Annotated in this window: 17 protein-coding genes; 2 read left to right on the forward strand and 15 right to left on the reverse strand. The window is 72.4% G+C overall.

What is annotated here, in order from left to right; genetic code table 11:
* Nucleotides 1-26: 26 nt before the first annotated feature.
* From ABT345_RS23180 to ABT345_RS23225, 10 genes are all read right to left on the reverse strand, one after another.
* Nucleotides 27-431 carry a hypothetical protein gene (locus ABT345_RS23180; RefSeq protein ID WP_345090952.1) on the reverse strand — a complete coding sequence of 135 codons (405 nt, stop codon included), beginning with the start codon at nucleotides 429-431 and terminating at the stop codon, nucleotides 27-29.
* 21 nt (nucleotides 432-452) lie between these two features.
* The gene (locus ABT345_RS23185; protein ID WP_345090954.1) at nucleotides 453-2,447 is read right to left on the reverse strand and encodes an EndoU domain-containing protein; all 1,995 of its coding nucleotides are present in this window, start codon (nucleotides 2,445-2,447) and stop codon (nucleotides 453-455) included.
* 293 nt (nucleotides 2,448-2,740) lie between these two features.
* Nucleotides 2,741-3,940, reverse strand: coding sequence for an acyl-CoA dehydrogenase family protein (locus ABT345_RS23190; RefSeq protein ID WP_345090956.1), 1,200 nt, complete (start codon nucleotides 3,938-3,940; stop codon nucleotides 2,741-2,743).
* 591 nt (nucleotides 3,941-4,531) lie between these two features.
* Nucleotides 4,532-5,671: a zinc-binding dehydrogenase gene (locus tag ABT345_RS23195; protein ID WP_345090958.1), complete on the reverse strand. Its 1,140-nt coding sequence runs from the start codon at nucleotides 5,669-5,671 to the stop codon at nucleotides 4,532-4,534.
* Nucleotides 5,668-5,970 carry a putative quinol monooxygenase gene (locus ABT345_RS23200; RefSeq protein ID WP_345090960.1) on the reverse strand — a complete coding sequence of 101 codons (303 nt, stop codon included), beginning with the start codon at nucleotides 5,968-5,970 and terminating at the stop codon, nucleotides 5,668-5,670. Before ABT345_RS23200 ends, ABT345_RS23195 begins: the two co-directional genes overlap by 4 nt.
* 4 nt (nucleotides 5,971-5,974) lie before the next feature.
* Nucleotides 5,975-6,631, reverse strand: a complete 657-nt coding sequence (locus ABT345_RS23205; RefSeq protein ID WP_345090962.1) for a glycerol-3-phosphate responsive antiterminator — start codon at nucleotides 6,629-6,631, stop codon at nucleotides 5,975-5,977.
* Nucleotides 6,632-6,728: 97 nt separating this feature from the next.
* Nucleotides 6,729-8,282 carry an FAD-binding oxidoreductase gene (locus ABT345_RS23210; protein ID WP_345090963.1) on the reverse strand — a complete coding sequence of 518 codons (1,554 nt, stop codon included), beginning with the start codon at nucleotides 8,280-8,282 and terminating at the stop codon, nucleotides 6,729-6,731.
* Nucleotides 8,279-9,952, reverse strand: a complete 1,674-nt coding sequence (locus tag ABT345_RS23215; RefSeq protein WP_345090967.1) for a glycerol-3-phosphate dehydrogenase/oxidase — start codon at nucleotides 9,950-9,952, stop codon at nucleotides 8,279-8,281. Before ABT345_RS23215 ends, ABT345_RS23210 begins: the two co-directional genes overlap by 4 nt.
* A 71-nt stretch (nucleotides 9,953-10,023) precedes the next feature.
* Entirely contained in the window at nucleotides 10,024-11,574 is a 1,551-nt protein-coding gene (locus ABT345_RS23220) for an FGGY family carbohydrate kinase (protein ID WP_345090970.1), read from the reverse strand.
* A 75-nt stretch (nucleotides 11,575-11,649) separates the two neighbouring features.
* Nucleotides 11,650-13,089, reverse strand: a complete 1,440-nt coding sequence (locus ABT345_RS23225; protein ID WP_345090973.1) for an MFS transporter — start codon at nucleotides 13,087-13,089, stop codon at nucleotides 11,650-11,652.
* 317 nt (nucleotides 13,090-13,406) lie between these two features.
* Here ABT345_RS23225 and ABT345_RS23230 point away from each other — a divergent pair, with 317 nt between their 5' ends.
* Nucleotides 13,407-14,150 (forward strand): M24 family metallopeptidase, encoded by a 744-nt coding sequence (locus ABT345_RS23230; protein ID WP_345090976.1) that lies wholly within the window; start codon nucleotides 13,407-13,409, stop codon nucleotides 14,148-14,150.
* Nucleotides 14,151-14,159: 9 nt separating this feature from the next.
* Here ABT345_RS23230 and ABT345_RS23235 read toward each other — a convergent pair whose 3' ends face one another.
* The 4 genes from ABT345_RS23235 to ABT345_RS23250 are packed head-to-tail and all read right to left on the reverse strand — an operon-like array spanning nucleotide 14,160 to nucleotide 17,669.
* A complete protein-coding gene (locus tag ABT345_RS23235) occupies nucleotides 14,160-14,957 on the reverse strand; it encodes an SDR family oxidoreductase (protein ID WP_345090979.1) in 798 nt (265 codons plus the stop codon).
* Complete coding sequence (locus tag ABT345_RS23240) at nucleotides 14,954-16,060, reverse strand: NAD(P)H-dependent flavin oxidoreductase (protein ID WP_345090982.1); 1,107 nt, start codon at nucleotides 16,058-16,060, stop codon at nucleotides 14,954-14,956. Before ABT345_RS23240 ends, ABT345_RS23235 begins: the two co-directional genes overlap by 4 nt.
* A complete protein-coding gene (locus ABT345_RS23245) occupies nucleotides 16,057-16,812 on the reverse strand; it encodes a CoA-transferase subunit beta (protein WP_345090985.1) in 756 nt (251 codons plus the stop codon). The genes ABT345_RS23240 and ABT345_RS23245 overlap by 4 nt, the downstream gene beginning before the upstream one ends.
* Nucleotides 16,809-17,669 (reverse strand): CoA transferase subunit A, encoded by an 861-nt coding sequence (locus ABT345_RS23250; protein WP_345090987.1) that lies wholly within the window; start codon nucleotides 17,667-17,669, stop codon nucleotides 16,809-16,811. The genes ABT345_RS23245 and ABT345_RS23250 overlap by 4 nt, the downstream gene beginning before the upstream one ends.
* 163 nt (nucleotides 17,670-17,832) lie before the next feature.
* Here ABT345_RS23250 and ABT345_RS23255 point away from each other — a divergent pair, with 163 nt between their 5' ends.
* Entirely contained in the window at nucleotides 17,833-18,597 is a 765-nt protein-coding gene (locus tag ABT345_RS23255; protein ID WP_345090990.1) for an SDR family oxidoreductase, read from the forward strand.
* Between the two features lie 7 nt (nucleotides 18,598-18,604).
* On the opposite strand, the gene ABT345_RS23260 is transcribed toward ABT345_RS23255, so the two are convergent.
* Entirely contained in the window at nucleotides 18,605-19,513 is a 909-nt protein-coding gene (locus tag ABT345_RS23260; RefSeq protein ID WP_345090993.1) for an SDR family oxidoreductase, read from the reverse strand.
* Nucleotides 19,514-19,621: the final 108 nt, after the last annotated feature.

Consider the following 19,621-nt stretch of genomic DNA (forward strand, 5'->3'; position numbering starts at 1 on the left):
ATCGGCGTGGCGAGCCGGTCGCGCTCTCAGATCAGGCCGGCGACGGGATCGTGACCGTATTCGGCCACATACCTGGCGAGGTCCTCCGCTGTCCTCTCGGGGTGCACGCGTGCGCAGTAATTCCAGAAATCGGTCAGAACATCTAGGGCTTGATCCAGGGTGAAGTCGCCCCGCACATGGTCGACATACTCGTTCTGGATGTGTACGCCCTGGGGCTCGATCTCCGTGTAGTGGGCATTCCCGCCGAACTCTTCCACTCCGGAATCCGGGTTACGTCGGGCCTCCACGACCAGGTCGATGACCTCCAGCAGGGTATAGGGGACCTGCTGAATGTCTCCGGTCACCCAGTTGCCCAGAACCTTCAGGTTCTCAGGGCCTGCGTACTGCGGATAGCCGTCCCTGTTGGCGAAGTACTTGCTGACTTGCTCCACGACGGGAAGCCTTTCTCGAAATCAGGGGATGACGGGGTAAGCGGTAAGCGCGTGGCCAGTGGCCGGATCGTAGTATCCTTCGACCTTTATGCCCTTATACGTGCCTACCCAGATGTGGTTTTCCGCGTCGGTGACAGTGGCACGTTCAAAAGCTTTTCGGATGGCCCGGTCGCTCTCCTCAAGAGTCCACGTATCAGGGAAAAAGGTGCTTCGCGCGCGCTTCTTGACCCACTGGCCGTCCCGGGGATTCTTCATCCATACCTCCCCTTGCGACAGGCCGGTTTTGGGGTCGCGCTTACTGATTTTCGGAACCTTGACGCCGGGCCGGTCCTTCCCTCCCGGTCGCGCATGGTAGCCCGTGACGCGCGCCTGGCCGTTGCTGCCGTACTTGATCTCACCCTTCAGTACGTGCTGCCGTGCGGCGTCGGGGAATTTCCTGCTGATCTTCTCGGTGGCCTTGATGGCCTTGGCCAGATCATTGGCCTTGATCGCGTCCTTTCCCGCCTTTGCCCAGCGTGACACGATGACCGCTCCGATGAGGCGCTCCGGTACGGAGAGCTTTTCTTCGGTTACGGCGTCACGGCCCGACAGGAGCTCCGCGATCCCCTTGGCATCTCCGACCACTGGCACGACGTCCATGATCGCGGACGTAATGAGATTCTTGACCTTGTTGTCCTGCGGCAGAGGGCCGCCGTGCACGTACTCAGGAATACCGGAAAGGTCCAGGTCCTTGTAGAGATTTTCCCAGACCTCGGGATGCTTGCGGTTCTGGATTTTCCGCATCGCGGCCACATCTTCGCCCACGCCCGCAACGTGGCGGTCGAGGCTCTTCATGCTGGCATCGAGGCTCTTCATACCGGCGTCGATGCTCTTCATGCCCGCACCGATGCTCTTGTTCATCTGGTCCAGATCCCGGTTCATCTGGGCCAGTTCCCTGTTGGTCTGCTTCAGGTCCTGGTTCGCCTTGGCCAGTTCCTTGTTGGTCCGGTCCAGATTCTTCAGGGTCTGCTGCATCGACCCGTTGGGACCGAAGGTCTTGTCCCAATCACTCCCCGGCGCGAACCCCTCTTCGAGGTCCTTGAAGGTCTTGTCCCACTCGGGGCCGCCGACGCCGCCCCAGGTGATCTCCTTGCCTTCATTGTCTACCGTCTTCCCGGTGCCCTTCTTGATCTCTTGGATGTCTTTGGCGGCCTCGTCGAGACGGGCGAGCATTTCAGAGCCGAACGATTTCCAGAATTCAGTGTTGGCCGCTGCGCGTTCCCTGACTTCCTCGATTTCCTCGATGAGTTGCTTGCGGTACGCCGCATCCTTGATTTGCTCAGGATCATCAATCGCCTTGGCGAGATCCGCCTGGAGGGTTGCGATCTCCTTGCGTACTTCATGCCGGTCCGCTGCGTAGAGCCCGAGAATATTCGCATAAGCCACCCAGGTGACTATCTTTTCAGTGGTGACCTGGGGAAAGTATTCCGCCGTGAGGCAGTTCAGGTTTCCGAGTAGAGAGGCGTCCGGCCTGCAGTTCCCGTTACCGTCCACCCCCTTCATCTCGCTGATTTCCGCCTGGAGGTCTCTCTTGAGGCCTGCCAGGAGTTCCTTGTCCTCCAAGAGCACAAGGGGGTTGGCCCGGATTCGCTCCACTTGATAGAGGTTGCCGAGAACCGAGTTTTCGGAGTTCCGGCCGTGCATGCCCTGGTAGATCACATGGGCGCCGGTTATCAGCGATTTTACCTTTGCGGTCTCTTCCCTGATCCGGTCCGTTATGCAGGGCACCCTGCCGGCCAGCGGCTCTTTGGCGCACTCCTCGATGGAGTCACCCGCAAGCTCCTTCGCCTTGCTCTTTATGCAGGCAACCTTCTTGGAAGGGAGCAGGTCGTGGCACTGCGCGAGAACCTTGGATATCCCCAGGTCGAAGGCTGAGCTTTCCGTGGGCGCGGCCGAGGCGGACGGCAGGTAGCCCGTAAGGAGAAGGGAGAGCGACAGCAGGGGTACTGCCGCTCGGGTTTTCCAGCGATGCTTCATGGTTCGGCAATCGGTATTGACAGCAGGGTGGCGCGGGTCGGGATTCCGGCAGATCCGCATGCCCGTCGGCGGTCGATGACCGAGCCTCGGCGCATGCGGGATGGAGCGGTCATACGCCCCTCTGCGCGCCGAAGATCCCCGAACCGGGCAAGATGGTCACCTTATGACGTTCTGCCGCCCATGATCAATTTACGTGATGTCGCACTTTTCCCACGTCAAAGCCTCTGCGAGGCAACCGTCGTTCGCCCGGACGCCGCGAGGCGGGCGGGACTTCGCGGACACGGCCCGGGCGCTCACCGCCGCACCCGTGGCATCCCCAGGCCGATCCAGGAGATGATCTCGCGCTGGATCTCGTTGTTGCCGCCGCCGAAGGTGAAGATGACGGCGGAGCGGTAGCCGCGTTCCAGGTCGCCGTGGAGGGCGGCGCCGGTGGAGCCCTCCTTGAGGGGGCCCGCGGCGGCGAGGATCTCCATCAGCCAGGCATAGGCGTCGCGGCGGGCCTCGGAGCCGTGGACCTTGACGGCGGAGGCGTCCTGGGGGGTGAGGGTGGCGTGTTCGAGGGCGTCGACCATCTGCCAGTTGAGGAGCTTCATCGCGTCGAGGGCGGCGTGGGTGCGGGCCAGGCGGGTGCGGACCCAGCCGAGGTCGATGACGCGGCGGCCGTCGGTGAGGCGGGTGGCGGCGGCCCAGCGCTGGACGTCGTGGAGGGCGCGGATGGCCATGGTGCCGTGGGCGGCGAGGGTGACGCGTTCGTGGTTGAGCTGGTTGGTGATGATCCGCCAGCCCTCGTTCTCCCGGCCGACGCGGCGGGAGGCGGGCACGGTGATGTGGTCGTAGTGGCTGGCGGTGGTGTCGTGCGAGGCGAGGGTGTTGATGAGGGTGCAGGAGTAGCCAGGGTCGTCGGTGGGGACGAGGAGCAGGGTGATGCCCTTGTGGGGCGGGGTGCCGTCGGCGGTCTCGCGGGTGCGGACGGCGAGCCAGACCCAGTCGGCGGTGTCGCCGTTGGTGGTCCAGATCTTCTGGCCGTCGACGACGTAGTGGCCGGTTTCCTCGTCGCCGGTGCGGACGGCGCGGGTGCGGAGCGCGGCGAGGTCGGTGCCGGCGTCCGGTTCGCTGTAGCCGATGGCGAAGTCGATCTCACCGGAGAGGATGCGGGGCAGGAAGTACGCCTTCTGCTCGTCGGTGCCGTAGCGCATGAGGGTGGGGCCGACGGTGTTGAGCGCCATCAGCGGCAGCGGCACGCCCGCCTGAGCCGCCTCGTCGAAGAAGAGGAACTGTTCCATCGGCGTCATGCCCCGGCCGCCGTACTCCTTCGGCCAGCCGACGCCGAGCCAGCCGTCCGCGCCCAGGCGGCGCACGGTGTCGCGGTAGAAGCGTTTGCGGGCGGCGGGGTCGGCGTCCTGGGCGTAGGTGTTCTCCGGCATCAGCTCGGCGAAGTAGCCGCGCAGTTCGGCGCGCAACCGCTGCTGTGCGGGGGTGTATGCGAGGTGCACGGCCCCTCCCCTTCGTCCCGTGTCCGTGGCTCTCCCGGTCGGCAGCGGCGGCCGGGCCGACCTCTTCTGACGGGTCGCCGGCTGCCGAAGCCGTGGGCACAGTAGAACGCGTTACAGAAATACGGAAGGGAGCGCGCACCCCGGCGGCGCGCGGCTCAGGGCGTGTGCGGCGCCGGTACCGGGTCGGGGGCCGGGCCGGGGGTGGGGCCCGGGGTCGGCGGGGCCGGGTGCGGCGGGATGGGGTCGGGCTCCGGGCGCGGTACGGGGCCGGGCACGGGATCCGGTCCCGGTGCGGGTACCGGTCCCGGCCCGGGGCCGGGTGTCGGGCCGGGCGGACCGGGGCCCGGGCCGGGGACGGGCGGCACGGGGTCGGGGTGGGTCGGCCCGGGTGGTCCGGGCGGCTGCGGGACGGTCATGGCGACGCCTCCTCGCGGCTCGGCTCGTGCTCCCACGGCGGCGCCCGGCCGGCCCGCCGTGCGCGGCCCCTCCCTTTCACCGTGCGCCGCCTCGGGGAGCGCCGCGACCGGGCGGCCAAGGAGCGCGCCCGGCCGGTTCGGGGGAATACCGTGCCGGGCGCGCGTGCGGGGACGGTCAGCCGTCCAGCAGACCGTTCGTATCGAGGACCTGGCGGATGGCGCGGCCGGCGGCCAGCTCCTCCAGGGCGTCGTTGATGCCGGTCAGCGGCAAGGTGGCGGTGTGCATCAGCTCGACCGGCATCAGGCCGGCGCGCCACAGGTCGAGAAAGCGCGGGATGTCGCGGCTGGGGACCGCGTCGCCCATGTACGAGCCGAGCAGCGACTTGCCCTCACCGGCGAAGGCGAGCGCCGGTACCTCCAGCGTACGGCCGGGGGCGGGCAGCCCCACCGAGACGACCTTGCCGCCGCGGCCGATCACGTCCAGGCAGGCGGCCATCACCGCGGGCGACCCGACCGCCTCGACGGCGATCTCGGCGCCGCCGGAGGTCAGCTCGCGGATCGCGGCCGGCGCCTCGTCGGGGGCGTAGGCGTGCGAGGCGCCCAGCCGCAGCGCCAGCTCGCGCTTGTCGGCGACCGGGTCGACGGCGACGATCGGGTACGCCCCGGCGGCGCGGGCGCCGAGCACCGCGGAGAGGCCGACGCCGCCGAGCCCGTAGACGACGGCGGACTGGCCCGGGCGCAGCGCCGCGGTGTTGATGACCGCGCCGGCGCCGGTGAGGACCGCGCAGCCGAACATCGAGGCGACGGCGAACGGGACGTCGCGCGGTATGGGGACGAGGGATTCCTGAGCGACGACGGCGTGTTCGGCGAAGGCGGAGACACCCAGCTGGTGATGGACGCGTTCACCCGCCGCGTCGGTCAGCAGGGACGGGCCGTGCAGCAGTCCGCCGGAGCCGTTGGCCGACGCGGCGGCGGCGCAGAGCGCGGGGCGGCCCTGGGCGCAGTCGGCGCAGGAGCCGCAGCTCGGCACGAAGACCAGCGCGACGTGGTCGCCCGGGGTGACGCGGCGGACACCGGGGCCGGTCTCGACGACGACGCCGACCGCCTCGTGGCCGAGCGCCATGGGCAGCGGGCGGACCCGGTCGCCGTTGACGACGGAGAGGTCGGAGTGGCAGAGCGAGGCCGCGGCGATCTTGACCAGGACCTCGCCCTCGCGGGGCGCGCCCAGCTCCAGTTCCTCGACGACGACCGGGGCCGTGGTGGCGTACGGGCGGTCGGTGGAGACGGTCCGCAGGACGGCGGCGCGGGTCTTCACGCGGTCACCTCCGCCCGGGGTGCGCAGCGCAGGACCTCGCGGCTCTCCAGCAGCGGGACGATCTTGCCGAGGACGAGGTCCTGGAAGTGGGCGGAGGCGCAGTGCGCGGCGAAGTCGGCCTCGGTGCGGTACTCCTCGTAGAGCGCGAGGTCGCGGGGGTCCTCGGTGCCCTGGTGGACGCGGTAGCCGAGGCAGCCCTCCTCGGCGCGGGAGGCGGTGGCCATGGCGTCGAGGAGCGGCAGGACGGTGTCCTGGGCGTCCGGCAGGGTGCGGTAGCGGGCGATGACGACGTACGTCATGGGGTTACTCCTGGGGTGCGGCGGGCCTCTTGAGGGCGGACGGCGGGACCGGGGGGAGCTGGTCGCGGCGCAGGTGCCAGAGGCGGGGGTCGGAGGTGGCGGCGGCGGACGCGCCCTGGGCCAGCGCCAGTGCGACGTCCGCCGGGGATTCCACGAAGCCCGCGGCGATCGACGGGGACAGGGCGCGGCGGGAGGGTGCGTTCATCCGGCCGATGATCGGGGCGGGCATGACCTCGACGAGGTCGGGGGCGCCGCGGGAGACGGCGTCCAGGGAGCGGCGCAGGTTGGAACGGTCGGTGACGAAGACCTTCATGACGGTCAGCAGGCCGAGCGGCCGGCCCTTCTCTATGAGGGAGAGGCGGGTGCTCACCACGCCGTGTGCGCCGAGGTCCTTGAGGAATTCGAGCGCGCCCCGGTCCTGGGCGAGGCCCGGGCTGGAGTCGACGTTGACGAACACGGTCTTCCCCGCCCGGCCCAGCGCCGGGACGACCTGGGGCAACTGCCCCACGGCGAACGACGCGAGGATGCACATTTTGGCCGGTGCGGTCAGGAACTGGCGCAGCGGCTGGCTGCCGACGACCGAGGCGACGACCGGGACCTCGGCGAGGGCCGAGGTGAGCCGGGGGTCGAGCGGGGCGCCGGACCGGGGAGAGGGGGCCATGCGGAGCCTTCCGGTGAAGGGGCCTTCCCGTCGAGAAGGAGAGGGGCGAAGCCGTCGGGCGGCCCGGGGGGAGCCGGGCCGCCCGAGGCGTTCCGGGTCAGCTCAGCGGGGACGTCCCGAAGGTGCTGGGCAGGCCCAGTTTGCCAGGGTTGAGGATGCCGTCCGGGTCCAGGGCGTTCTTCACGGCGACGAAGGTGGCGAACCCGGCGCCGAGCGATTCCTCCAGGTAGGGGCCGCGCAGCAGCCCGCAGCCGTGGTGGTGGCTGAGCGCCGCGCGGTGCTTGATCAGGACGGCGTTGGCGGCGTCCCACACCGCGCGGTACCAGTCGCGGCGCGCCTCGGGCGCGACGTCGCCGCGGAGCGAGAAGTAGACGCAGGCGCCGTCGGTGTAGGCGTGGGACTGGTGGGCGGAGGCGGCGAGGGTGCCCTCGACGGACTGGATGGCGGCGACCACCTCGTCGTAGATGACCGGCAGATCGGTCCAGGAGGCGGCCATCTCCAGGGTGTCGGCGACGAAGCCGGGGCCGGGGGTGAAGCCGTCCGCGGACTTGCCGACCAGCATCCGCTCGTCCAGCCAGCGCGCGAAGACCGCGTCGCTGTCCAGCTCGGGGCCGTAGGCGGCGCAGACCTCGGCGGCCACGGCGATCGAGGCGTCGACGATCACGGGGTCGCCCTCGTCGGCGATGAGCAGGAGGTTGGTCTCGGGGTGGCCGAAGTGGGTGCCCGACTCCAGGGTGTCGTACAGGCGCAGCACGGCGGGGGTGGCGCCGCGCTGCATGATCTTGCGGCAGGCGTCCAGGCCCTCGGCGAAGGTGGCGAAGCCGAAGGCGACGGCCTTGGCGTAGGTGGGCAGCGGGTGGACGCGCAGCCGGGCGCCGACGATGACGCCGAGGGTGCCCTCGGAGCCGATGAAGAGCTGGCGCAGGTCGGGGCCGACGGCGGCGCGGGCGTAGTCGCCGTAGGTGGCGCGGGTGCCGTCGGCGTGGACCACGTCGAGGCCGATGACCATGTCCTCGATCTTGCCGTAGCGGGTGGAGAGCTGGCCGGCGCCGCGGCAGGCGATCCAGCCGCCGACGGTGGAGACGGCGAACGCGGACGGCCAGTGGCCGGTGGTGACGCCGTACTCCTCCTGGAGCTGCTTCTCGAAGAGGTCGCCGAACATGCCGGCCTGGACGTCGACGATGTTCGACTCGGCGTCGAAGCCGGTGATGGCGTCGAGGCCGCAGACGTCCAGGACGACGCCGCCGAAGACGGGCAGCGCCGCGCCGGTGACGTTGGAGCGCCCGGCGGACGGGGTGACGGGGATGCCCGCCTCGTGGCAGATGCGCAGCACGGCGGCGACCTGGTCGGCGTCGGCGGCCTCGACGATCACGGCGTCGGGGGTGGCCGGGCGGCCCTCGGTCTCGCCGATCATCGAGCCGGCCCACCAGTCGCGGGTGCGGACGACGACCTCGTCGCGGGTGGTGTGCACGGCGCGGGCGGCGCCGCGCAGCGCCTCGATGACGGCCTCGGGGACCTCGACCGGATCGCTCTGGAGCGCGGCCGGTCCGTCGCCGACCGGCCGGTCCTTGGCCCATTTGGCGAAGCTGGGGGCGCCGACCGTGTAGTTGCCGCGGTTGAAGGGGTGGGTGATGGTCTGACGGCTGATCATGCTGCTGCTCCTTCGAGGAGGACGGTCTTTTCGTGGCGGACGGAGTCGAGGTACGCGGCGACCGAGCGGTCCACCTCGTCCTGGGTGAGGCCCAGTTCCTGCCCGAGCAGGGCGCCGACGGCGGGCGCCGCCTCGGCGGAGGCGTCGCGGGCGAAGAGCCGGGCGCGGGTGCGGCGGGAGAGGACGTCGTCGACGGAGCGGGCCAGTTCGGCGCGGGCCGCGTAGACGACCTCGGCCTTGGTGTACGGCAGGCCGGCGACGACGGGTTCGGCGAGCGAGGGGTCGTCCTGGATCAGGTCGCCGACGAAGCGGGCCTCGGTGCCGTAGCGCTCGCCGAGGTGGGCGGCGAGGCCGCCGGACGCGGCGACCGCCTCGGCGTCGTAGCCCGCGCCGCCGAGCAGCGGGAGCTTGACGGTGCGGCTGGGGGCCTTGCGACCGAGGACGGTCATCACCTTGTCGATGACCAGCTCGCCCATGTGGCGGCTGGTGGTGAGCTTGCCGCCGGTGACGGTGACCATGCCGCCGGTGCCGATGGTGATGTGGTGGTCGCGGCGCATGTCGAGGGTGGCGCCCTCCTTGCCGCCGACCAGCGGGCGCAGTCCGCCGATGGAGCCGACGACGTCGTCGGGGGTGAGCTTGCCCTCGAAGGCGGTGTTGGCGCCCTCCAGCAGGAACTCCATCTCCTGCCGGGTGCAGTGCACGTCGTCCGGCGAGCCCTGGTAGTCCTCGTCGGTGGTGCCGAGGACGACGCTGTTGCCCCAGCGGGTGCAGGTGGCGCGGCGGGCGCGGCCGGGGATCGGCACGGTGACGGTGCAGTTGATGCGGACCTTGTCCCACGGCACGACGATGTGAACGCCCTTGGCGGGGCGGACCTGCGGCGCGTGGTGTTCGTCGGCCATCGCGTCGACCCGGTCGGCCCAGACGCCGGTGGCGTTGACGACGGCGCGGGCGCGGATGTCGAACTCGTCGCCGTCGGCGGTGACCCGGGCGCCGGACGCCTTGCCGCCCTGCATCAGCAGCGCGGTGGCCGCGGCGCCGTTGAGGACCTTCGCGCCGAGCGCGGCGGCGGTGCGTACGAGGGTGAGGACGAGGCGGGCGTCGTCGGTGCGGGCGTCGAAGTACACCAGGCCGCCCTTGAGGTTCTCGGCGCGCAGCGTCGGTGCCTGCGCCAGGACCTCGGGGACGGTCAGCCGCTGGTGGAGCTTGCCGATGCGCCAGCCGCCGACCAGGTCGTACGTCCACAGCAGGCCCTCGAAGCCCTTGGCGAGGCGGGCGTCGAACACGCCCTCCTTCTCCAGGATCGGGAAGAGAAACGGCAGCCGGTGCACCAGGTGCGGGGCGTTCTTGCGGAAGCGGTGGCGCTCCAGGAGGGAGTGGCGGACGAGGTTGACGTTGCCCTGCTCGATGTAGCGCAGTCCGCCGTGGATCATCTTCGAGGACTTCGAGGAGGTGCCGGAGGCGAAGTCGTCCTTCTCGACCAGCGCGGCGCGCAGCCCGCGCGAGGCCGCGTCGAGCACGGCGTACGCACCGGTGACGCCGCCGCCGATGACGAGGACGTCGTAGGTCTCGTCGGCGAGATCGCGCTTGATGGCCGCGCGGTCGAGCAGCAGGGCCGATCGGCGGGTCGCCGCGGCGCTGCGCCGCGGCTTCCGGGCGGGCATGGTGATCACAACATCAACTCCTGGTGTTTCGGCGACGGTCCGGGGGTCGGCCGGGCCGTCCGGATGACGGCGCGGGGCCGTCAGTGGGGGGTGTGCGGGGGCAGGGCACTCTCGTGCAGGTGGGTGGCGAGCAGGTCGTACCAGTCGGCGCGGCTGCGGTCGCGGTCGGCGGGGTCGAGGGCGGGCGTGAAGATCCGGCCCTGCGGCTGGGCCTCGACGACCTCGTCGAGCGAGGACCACAGCCCCTGGGCGACGCCCGCGAGGTAGGCGGTGCCGCGCAGGCTGGCGGTGGCGGAGTCGGCGGCGCGCTCCAGCGGCAGTCCGGTCAGATCGGCCTGGATCTGCATCAGCGGGTCGCTGCCGGAGACGCCGCCGCCGACCCGCAGCCGGGTGAAGGGCGCGCCCATGGTGTCGGCGACGCCGTCGATGAGGTCGCAGACGGAGTGGGCGATGCCTTCCAGGACGGCGCGGGCGAGGTCGGCGCGGGTGGTGGCGAGGGTGAGTCCGCTGAGCGCCGCGGTGGCCTCGGGGTGCCAGACGGGCGTGCGGACCCCGGCGAGAGCGGGGACGAAGCGCGGGGTGCGGCCGGGCCGGGACGGCACCCGGCCGGCCTCCTCCCCCAGCTCCTTCGGCGAGGCGAAGAGACCGAGGTCGTCGCAGAGCCAGCGCAGGGCGGAGCCGGCGGTGGAGGTGTACGCCTCCAGGCTGAAGTGGCTGGTGCCGCCCTGCCGCCGGCCCGGTTGGGCGAGCACCCCGGAGATGTCGGGCCGGGGCAGGGCGGGTTCGGTGCCGGTCGCGGCGTCGACGAAGGCGCCGGTTCCGTACATGCACATGCCCTGGCCGGCTTCGAGTCCGCCGAGGGCGATGAGCGCGGCGTGCTGGTCGCCCATGGAGGCGGCCACGGGGACGGCGATGCCGAGGGCCGCCGGGTCGGTGGTGCCGAACCCGGCGTCGTCGGAGCGGAGTTCGGGCAGCAAGTCGAGGGGGAAGCCGAGGTGGCCGATCCACTCCTCGTCCCAGGCGTGCGCTTCGAGCAGATAGCCGCCGCTGGAGGCCGCGTTGGTGGGCGTGGTGGCGTGCACGGCGCCGCCGGTCAGCCGCCAGATGAGCCAGGTGTCGACGGTGCCGAAGCGCAGTCGTCCGGCGCGGCGGGCGGCGGCGACCGCGGGGTGCGCGGCGATCTGCCGGGCGGCCCAGAGGAAGGGGGCGCGGGCGCCGACCGGCCGGCCCTGGCGGGCCAGCAGGCGGGCGTCCCACTCGGCCTCGTAGCCGGTCAGCTCGTGGGCGTACCGCCGGTCCTGCCACACCACGGCGGGCAGCAGCGGCTCGCCGGTGGCGGCGTCCCAGAGCATCGCGGTGGCCCGCTGGGTGGAGAGGGCGACCGCGGTGATCTCGATGCCGTCCTCGCGGGCGCGGGCGACGGCGCGCCGGGCCACGTCGAGGGTGGCGGTCCAGATCTCCGCCGGGTCCTGCTCGACGGCCAGGTCGTCCGGGTGGCTGACCGCGATCGAGCGGTAGAACACCTGGTGGGCGGCGCCGGAGTCGAGGACGACGCCGGCCCGGGTGCCCGTGGTGCCTTCGTCGATGGCCAGCACACCGCGCCGAGCGGCGCCGGTGAACGTCTGCGTCATAGCGGCCCTTTCACTTACGAGCATGCGGTACGGGGGCGAGCGATCATCGTGGGCCGGGGCGGGGCCCGGGCCCGGTCAGCGCGCGGGGGCGGCGGGGGCGGTTTCCGGGGCGGCGGCCAGGTCGTGGGCGGCGGCCTCGTCCGGGGAGACGCCGGCCCTGGTCGGGTCCCACTTGATGACCAGGCAGGTGATCAGGCCGAGCAGCGGCACGACGGAGAGCACCAGGAAGGTGCCGGCCAGGCCGAGCCCGTCCTTGATCTGCGGGAAGACGTACAGCCCGGCGACGCTGCCGAAGCTGCCGACCATGCCGGTGACACCGGTGCCCAGGGCCCGTACGTCGCTGCTGTACGAGAGGGCGGCGATGGACTTGCCGTTGGCGCCGGGGCCCGCCGCGTGGCAGAGGATGAAGACCACGGGCAGCAGGAAGGCGACGGCCAGCGGGACCTTTCCGAAGGTCAGGCCCATGGCGACGAGGGCGACGAAGACCCCGGCGAAGCCCGCGGCGGAGCTGAGGCGCAGGCCCAGGCGGCGCCCGGCGTAGGCGGAGAGGAGGCCGCCGGCGATGCCGAAGGCGTTGAAGACCATGGAGCCGACGGTGGCCTTCTCGAAGCTCTCGCCGAAGATCGACAGGCTGATGACCGGGAGGTACCAGCCGACCGCGAAGTACTGCATGGACTGCCCGAGGGAGATCACCGAGGAGAGGACGGTGCGCGGCAGGTAGGCGCCCTTGAAGAGCACTCCGGCCTGGCGGAAGCCGGGCGCCGGGGCGGCGGTGGCGGCGCGGGTGGCCTCGTCGGGGTGTCCGGCGACGGCCTTGATGCCGTAGAGCTTGTCGAGGTTGGCGACGGCGTCGTCCAGGCGTCCCTTGCCCGCCAGCCAGGCCGGGCTCTCCTTCAGCATCGCCCACTGGCCGATCAGCAGCGCGGCGGCGACGACCGCGGCGGAGCCGACGGACCAGCGCCAGATGTCCGCGCCGACGTCCAGGTGGAAGAAGACCAGCGCCAGGGCGAGGTTGCTGGTGGTGGCGACGTACCAGACGGCCTGCCAGAGGTTGAGGCGGCCGCCCAGCTTCGCGGGCGTGTACTCGGCGAGCAGCGCCATCGCCACCGCGAAGTCGATGCCGTACGCGACGCCGACCAGGACGCGGCCGAGCCAGACGACGGTGAAGTCCCCGGCGAAGGCGGCGAGCAGGGCGCCGGCGATGGCGAAGACCTTGGCGAGCAGCAGCGGGGGGACCCGGCCGAAGCGGGTGGCGAGCCAGCCGCCGGCGGGGTTGAAGAGGATCGCCAGCGCCGGGGCGGTGGCGGTGAGGACCGAGACCTGGGTGCTGGTCAGGTGCATCTGGGTCGTCATCGGGCCCAGACCGGCGCTGAGCGCGGCGTTGGAGTAGGCGTCGAGGAAGAGCCCGCCGAAGACGAGGAACCAGACGACCTGCGCACGGCCGGTGATCTTTCCCAGGCCATCGATGAGGCCGACGACGTCGGCGACGCCGTTGACGCTCGGACGTTGTGCCATGAATCCGCCTCTGAAGGAAGGACCCATCGGTGGCGGGGAAAGACAGAAGACAGGCAGGACGAAACCACCGACAGGTGGTCTATGTCTGTGCCTGTCCAAAAATCTGCGGAAAGCGCCGCAGCACGTTTACTGCAAGGTACGAACTACGAGCGAGGTTAAGAACGGATCAGAGGGCCGTCAAGGGTTTCGCGGGGGTTACCTGAATGTGACGGGCGGGCTGCGCGCGGTCTCCGGGGCGGCCCGGGCCTGGCGCGTTGCGGCCCCCGGATGCGGAGCCCGCCGTGCCGGATGTGCCGATCTCTCCTAGCCTGTGCGGCATGACCCAGGAAGCGGGCACGCAGCGTGGGGGAAGCGGGACGGCCGAGGAGTCCGCGCGCGCATCGGCGCTGCTCACGGCCCAGGAACAGGCGGCCGCGCTCTTCGCGGAGATCGGCCGCCGCGGGCTGGTCGCCCCCGGGCGCGGGGAGCGCGAGGTGAGCGACGCGGTGCGGGATCTGGCCCGCGAGATGTTCGGTGTCCGGCGGTACTGGCACAAGCGGATCGTCCGTTCCGGCCCCAACACCCTCCAGCCCTACCGGCAGAACCCGCCGGACCGGATCATCGGCGAGGACGACATCGTCTTCTGCGACTTCGGCCCGCTCTTCGCGGAATGGGAGGCGGATTTCGGCCGAACCTTCGTCCTCGGCGACGACCCGGTCAAGCACCGGCTGCGCGACGATCTGCCGGTCCTCTTCGAGGCGGGACGCCGCCACTTCGCCGCGCATCCGGAGATCACCGGCGAGGAGCTGTACGCCGAGGTGGTGCGGCTGGCCGAGGCGGCGGGCTGGGGGTTCGGCGGGCCGCACTCGGGCCATCTGCTGGGCGAGTTCCCGCACGAGACGGTGGCCGGCGCCGAGGTCGACTCGTACATCGCGCCGGGCAGCGCCCGCCCGATGCGGCGCGACGACGGGCAGGGGCGGCGCTGCCACTGGATCCTGGAGATCCATCTCGTCGACCGGGAACGGGGATTCGGCGGCTTCCACGAGGAGCTGCTGGACCTCGGGCACCCGGTCGCGGCCTGACCGCGCCGGTCAGGGGTGCTGGCTGCTGACGGACACCACCTCGCCGGTCATGTACGAGGCGTAGTCGCTGGCCAGGAAGACCATGACGTTGGCGACCTCCCAGGGCTCGGCGGCGCGGCCGAACGCCTCGCGGGCGCTCAGCTCGGCGAGCAGCTCCTCGCCGGCGACCTTGGCGAGGTGCGGGTGCATCGCGAGGCTGGGGGCGACGGCGTTGACGCGGATGCCGTGGTCGGCGACGTCGAGGGCGCTGCACCGGGTCAGCGCCATCACCCCGGCCTTGGCGGCGGCGTAGTGGGCCTGGCCGCGCTGGGCGCGCCAGCCGACGACCGAGGCGTTGTTGACGATGACGCCGCCCCCGGCCGGGATCATATGGCGCAGCGCGGCGCGGGTGGCCTTGAAGGTGCTGGTCAAGGTGGTGGCGAGGACGGTGTCCCACTGCGCGTCGGTCATCTCGGCGACGGAGGCGGTGCCGCCGAGCCCGGCGTTGTTGATCAGTACGTCGAGGGCGCCGCACTCGTGCGCCGCGGTGTCCATCAGCCGGTCGAGCTGCGCGCCGTCGGTGACGTCGCAGGGCACGGCGAGGGGGCGGGTGCCGGTGTGGTCGGCGAGGCGGTCGGCGGCCTCGGCGAGGCGGCGGGCGTGGCGGTCGCTGATGACGAGCCGGGCGCCCTCCTCGGCGCACCGCCGGGCGGCGGCGAAGCCGATGCCGGTGCCGGCGGCGGCGGTGACGACGACGGTCCGGTCCGCCAGCAGCTGATGGGAGGCGGGCCGGGCGGCAGGGGTCTTCGAGGTCTCGGGCACGGTCACACGGCTCCCTCGTCGGGTGCGGCGGGGTGCGCTCCCCCGCCGGGCGGGTCCGTCAGGCGGTGCAGGACCTCGTCGGCCTGCGTCATGATCCGGTCGATCAGCTCCCGGCAGCTCGGCAGGTCGTCGATGAGGCCGACGACCTGGCCGGTGGCGAGGACGCCGAGGTCGGGGCGGCCGTCGAGGAGTCCGGTGCGGTAGAGCAGCGGGGCGTTGGCCGCCATCACGACCTGGCTCCAGCTCAGCCCGTGGCGGCGGCGCAGCGCGAGGCCCTCGCGGACGAGGTCGGGCCAGGGGGTGCCGGAGAGTCTCCGGAAGGCGGTGGCGTTGCGGGCGGCGCGCAGCAGCCGGCCGGCGCCGGAGGTCTTCTCCAGCCGGGCGACCGGTCCGGTGCGCAGCACCCGCTGCGGGACGCCGTCCACCTCCCGGGTCAGGACGGTGTCGTGGACGCCCTTGTCCAGGTAGACCTGTTTGACGGCGGGGGCGACGGGCGAGTCGCGGGTGAGCAGGAAGCGGGTGCCCATGGCGATGCCGTCGGCGCCGTAGGCGAGGGCGGCGACCAGACCGCGGCCGTCGCAGTAGCCGCCGGCGGCGATGACCGGCAGGTCCACTGTGTCGCGGACCTGCGGCACCAGCAGTCCGGTGGGGACGGCGCCGGTGTGGCCGCCGCCCTCGCCGCCCTGGACGATCACCGCGTCGGCGCCCCAGGCGGCGACCTTCTCGGCGTGGCGGCGGGCGCCGATGGACGGGACGACGAGCAGCCCGCCGTCCTTGCAGCGGGCGATGAGGTCGCGGCGCGGCGCGAGGGCGAACGAGGCGACCGTGACGCCGCTGCGGATCAGCAGGTCGACGCGGGCCTCGGCGTCGGGCTGGTCGGCGCGGAGGTTGACGCCGAAGGGCCGGTCGGTGGCGGCGCGGACCTCGTCGAGGGCGCGGCGCAGCCCGTCGAGGCCGAGCAGCCCGGCGGAGAGGATGCCCAGGCCCCCGGCGTTGGCGGTGGCCGCGGTGAGGGTGGCGTCGGAGACGTATCCCATGCCGGTCTGGACGATCGGGTGGGCGACGCCGAAGAGGTCGCAGATCCGGGTGTGCAGCGCCGGGTGCGTCATGCCGGGAGCTCCGCCGCGCGCAGGCCCGCCGGGTCGATGACCTCGCGGATCAGGCGGAGTTCGGCGGCGGTGGGCAGGCGGGTCGCGGGGATCTCGCCGTCGACGACGAGCGGGCAGCCGGTGCGGGCGACGACGTCCTCGGTGCGGACGCCGGGGTGGACGGAGCGCAGCCGGAGCGTGCCGGTCGCGGGCGCGAAGTCGAGGACGGCGAGGTCGGTGACGACGCGGTGCAGCGCGTGGTGGCGGGCGGCAGGCCCGGCGGCCGCCGCGGCGGCGGTGCCGACGCCGCAGACCATGTCGACGCGGGGCACGAAGACCCGGGCGGAGTGGCGCGGAACCCAGTAACTCACCGGGTGGCTGAGGGTGTTGCCGGGGGCGCCGCGGACGCCGACGAGCTGTACCTTGGGCGCTTCGTAGGGGCCGATGGCGGAGATGTTGACGTTGCCGTGGGCGTCGATCTGGGTGGGCATCATCATCGCGTGCCGGCGGCCGCTCCAGACCAGGTCGAAGAGGGTGCGGAAGGGCGCGTACCCCTCGACGGGCCCGTCGGGCGCGGCGCCGAGCGGCCAGATCCCCTGGACCAGACGGGCCTCGCCGTCGGTGAGCAGCAGGTCGGGGGCGAAGGTGGCGCGGGCCAGCCGGACGCCGATGGTGGGGGCGGTGCCGAAGGCGCTGGCCAGGATCTCGCCGCTGCCGCGGAACGCCTCGGCGCAGGCGACCGCGCAGATCTCGGCCCGGGTCGCGTCGCTCATGCCGGCTGCCCCTCTCCGTGGTGGCCCGGCGCGCGGTGGTGTCCGTCGCCGGTGAGATAGCGGTGGTGGAACTCCTCCCAGGCGGCGGGCGACCGGGCGGCGTCGGCGTACTCCTTCTGGTACGCCTCGTCGCGCGGGTAGTCCGGTGCGCAGGAGGTGAAGTGGGCGCCGCCGGGCGCCTCGACGACGCCTTCGACGGCGTAGCGGCGGACGACGAGGGTGGCCGGGTGGGCGTCCTCGGTGAGACGGGCGGTGGGGACGATCCGTTCGCAGGAGACGAAGGCGTGCTCGGCGGCGCCGCAGAAGAGGTCGTCGAAGTACGGATCGGGGCCCAGGCACTGGGCGTTGCCCGCCGCGTCGGCGCGGTTGAGGTGGACCAGCGCGGCGTCCAGCGGCAGCGCGGGCATCGCGACCAGCTCCTCACCGCCGCCGTACGGGTCGGCGACGGTGCGCAGTTCGGGGTTGACCTTCAGGACGTCCGAGCCGAGTCCGGCGCGGGTGGGCAGGAACGGCAGCCGCAGCGACGCGGCGTACAGCCCCCACTGGAGCATCCCCTCGTCGTACTCCGCGACCTCGATGCGGCCGCTCTGGCGGGCGGCGCGGAAGTGCGGATCGAGGGGGATGGAGTCGAGCGAGACGAAGCCGAAGACGAGCTTGCGGACCTTCCCGGCGGCGCAGAGGAGGCCGACGTCGGGGCCGCCGTAGGAGACGAGGGTGAGATCGCGCAGGTCGGAGCGGAGGATCTCGCGGACCAGGGCGAGCGGTTTGCGGCGCGCGCCCCAGCCGCCGATGCCGAGGGTCATACCGGAGCGGAGCCGGGCGACCACCTCCGGCGCGGTCATCGTCTTGTCGGCCATACGCAGCTCCTGACGGTGTGTGCCGTGGATGCGCTCGTGCCGGGCGGCCCCGCCGCGCACCTAGCAAACGTTTGGTAGAGAGATTACGGTGGCCGCGCGGCCGGGTGTCAAGGGCCCGTGGCGCCCGGTCGGGCGCCACGACGCGGCGGGAGAGGGGCGGGCGATGAGCGGCGATCCGGGGGACTTCACCGGCCGGTCGGTGGCCATCACCGGCGGCACCAAGGGCATCGGGCGGGCCATCGCGGAGGCGTTCCTCGCGGCCGGTGCGGAGGTCACGGTCTGCGGGCGCACCGCGCCACCGGCCCCGCCGCGCGCGGGCGGGCGCACCGCGCACACGGTCCGCGCCGATGTCCGCGACCCGGCCGCGGCGCGGGAGTTCGTCGAATCCGCGGCCCACCGCACGGGACGGCTCGACGTCCTGGTCAACAACGCGGGCGGCTCACCGGACGCGGACGCGGCCACCGTCTCCCCGCGCTTCGTCGAGAAGGTGGTGGCGCTCAATCTGCTGGCGCCGTTCTACGCGTCCCAGGCGGCCCACCGCCATATGCGCGGCCAGGACGGCGGCGGCTGCATCCTCAACATCGGCAGCGTCTCGGCACACCATCCGCAGCCGGGCACCGCCGCCTACTCCGCCGCCAAGGCCGGTCTGCTGATGCTCACCCGGGCGCTGGCGCTGGAGTGGGGGCCGGCGGTCCGGGTCAACCATCTCAGCGCCGGGCCGGTGACGACGCCCGGCGCGGAGCGCGGCACGCCCGGCGCCGGGATCGTCCCGCTGGGCCGGCTGGCGCTCCCCACCGATCTCGCCGACGCCTGCCTGTTCCTGGCGGGCCCGGCGGCCGGGTACATCAACGGCGCGGATCTGGCCGTCCACGGCGGCGGCGAACCGCCCGCCCGCTACCTGGCCGCACGCCCGGGGCCCACCGCCTGACGGGCACTCAACTTCCGTACACCGGCTGCGGTGAGCGGGCCGCCGCGAGCAGGCGGCGGGCCGTGGCTCCGGCCTCGGCGGGGGTGCGGCGGGCGCCGGTGTCGTCGCTCGGGCCGGGGTGCCAGCCCTCCATGACGGTGATGCGGCCCGCCTCCGCCTCGAAGACCCGGCCGGTGACGCCCGCCGAGCCGGCGGAGCCGAGCCAGACCACGAGCGGGGAGACGTTCTCCGGGGCCATCGCGTCGAACTCCCCCGCCGCCGGCGCCGCCATCGTCTCGGCGAAGGCGTGTTCCGTCATCCGGGTGCGGGCGGCCGGGGCGAGCGCGTTGACCTGGACGCCGTAGCGGGCGAGTTCGGCGGCGGCGACCAGCGTCAGCCCGATGATCCCGGCCTTGGCGGCGGCGTAGTTGCCCTGCCCGACGCTGCCCAGCAGGCCCGCGCCGGAGCTGGTGTTGACGATCCGGGCGTGCGGGGTGCGGCCCGCCTTGGCCTCCGCCCGCCAGTGCGCGGCGGCGTGCCGGAGGGTGAGGAAGTGGCCCTTGAGGTGGACGCGGACGACGGCGTCCCAGTCGTCCTCGCCGAGGTTGACGAGCATCCGGTCGCGGAGGAATCCGGCGTTGTTGACGAGGGTGTCGAGGCGACCGAAGGAGTCCAGTGCGGTGGCGACGAGGGAGGCGGCGCCCTCGGGGGTGGCGATGTCGCCGCCGTGCGCCACCGCCTCACCGCCGCGCGCCCGGATCTCCTCGGCGACCTGCTGCGCCGGGCCGGTGACCGCGCCGGTGCCGTCGAGCCCGACGCCGAGGTCGTTGACGACGACGCGGGCGCCCTCGGCGGCGAAGGCGAGCGCATGGGCGCGGCCCAGTCCGCGCCCGGCTCCGGTGATCGCGACGACGCGCTGCGCGCACAGTCCGGCCATGGCGTTCCCTCCGTCCGCTGAGGACGGCGGTCCCTGACCCCTCCGCCGCCGCCCGTCGAGCTGCTAGCGTACCTAACAAACGTTAGATGGAAAGGTGGTCGAACGCCT

It is taken from the genome of Streptomyces sp. NPDC000404 (genome assembly GCF_040300365.1).
GTDB lineage: Bacteria > Actinomycetota > Actinomycetes > Streptomycetales > Streptomycetaceae > Streptomyces > Streptomyces ramulosus.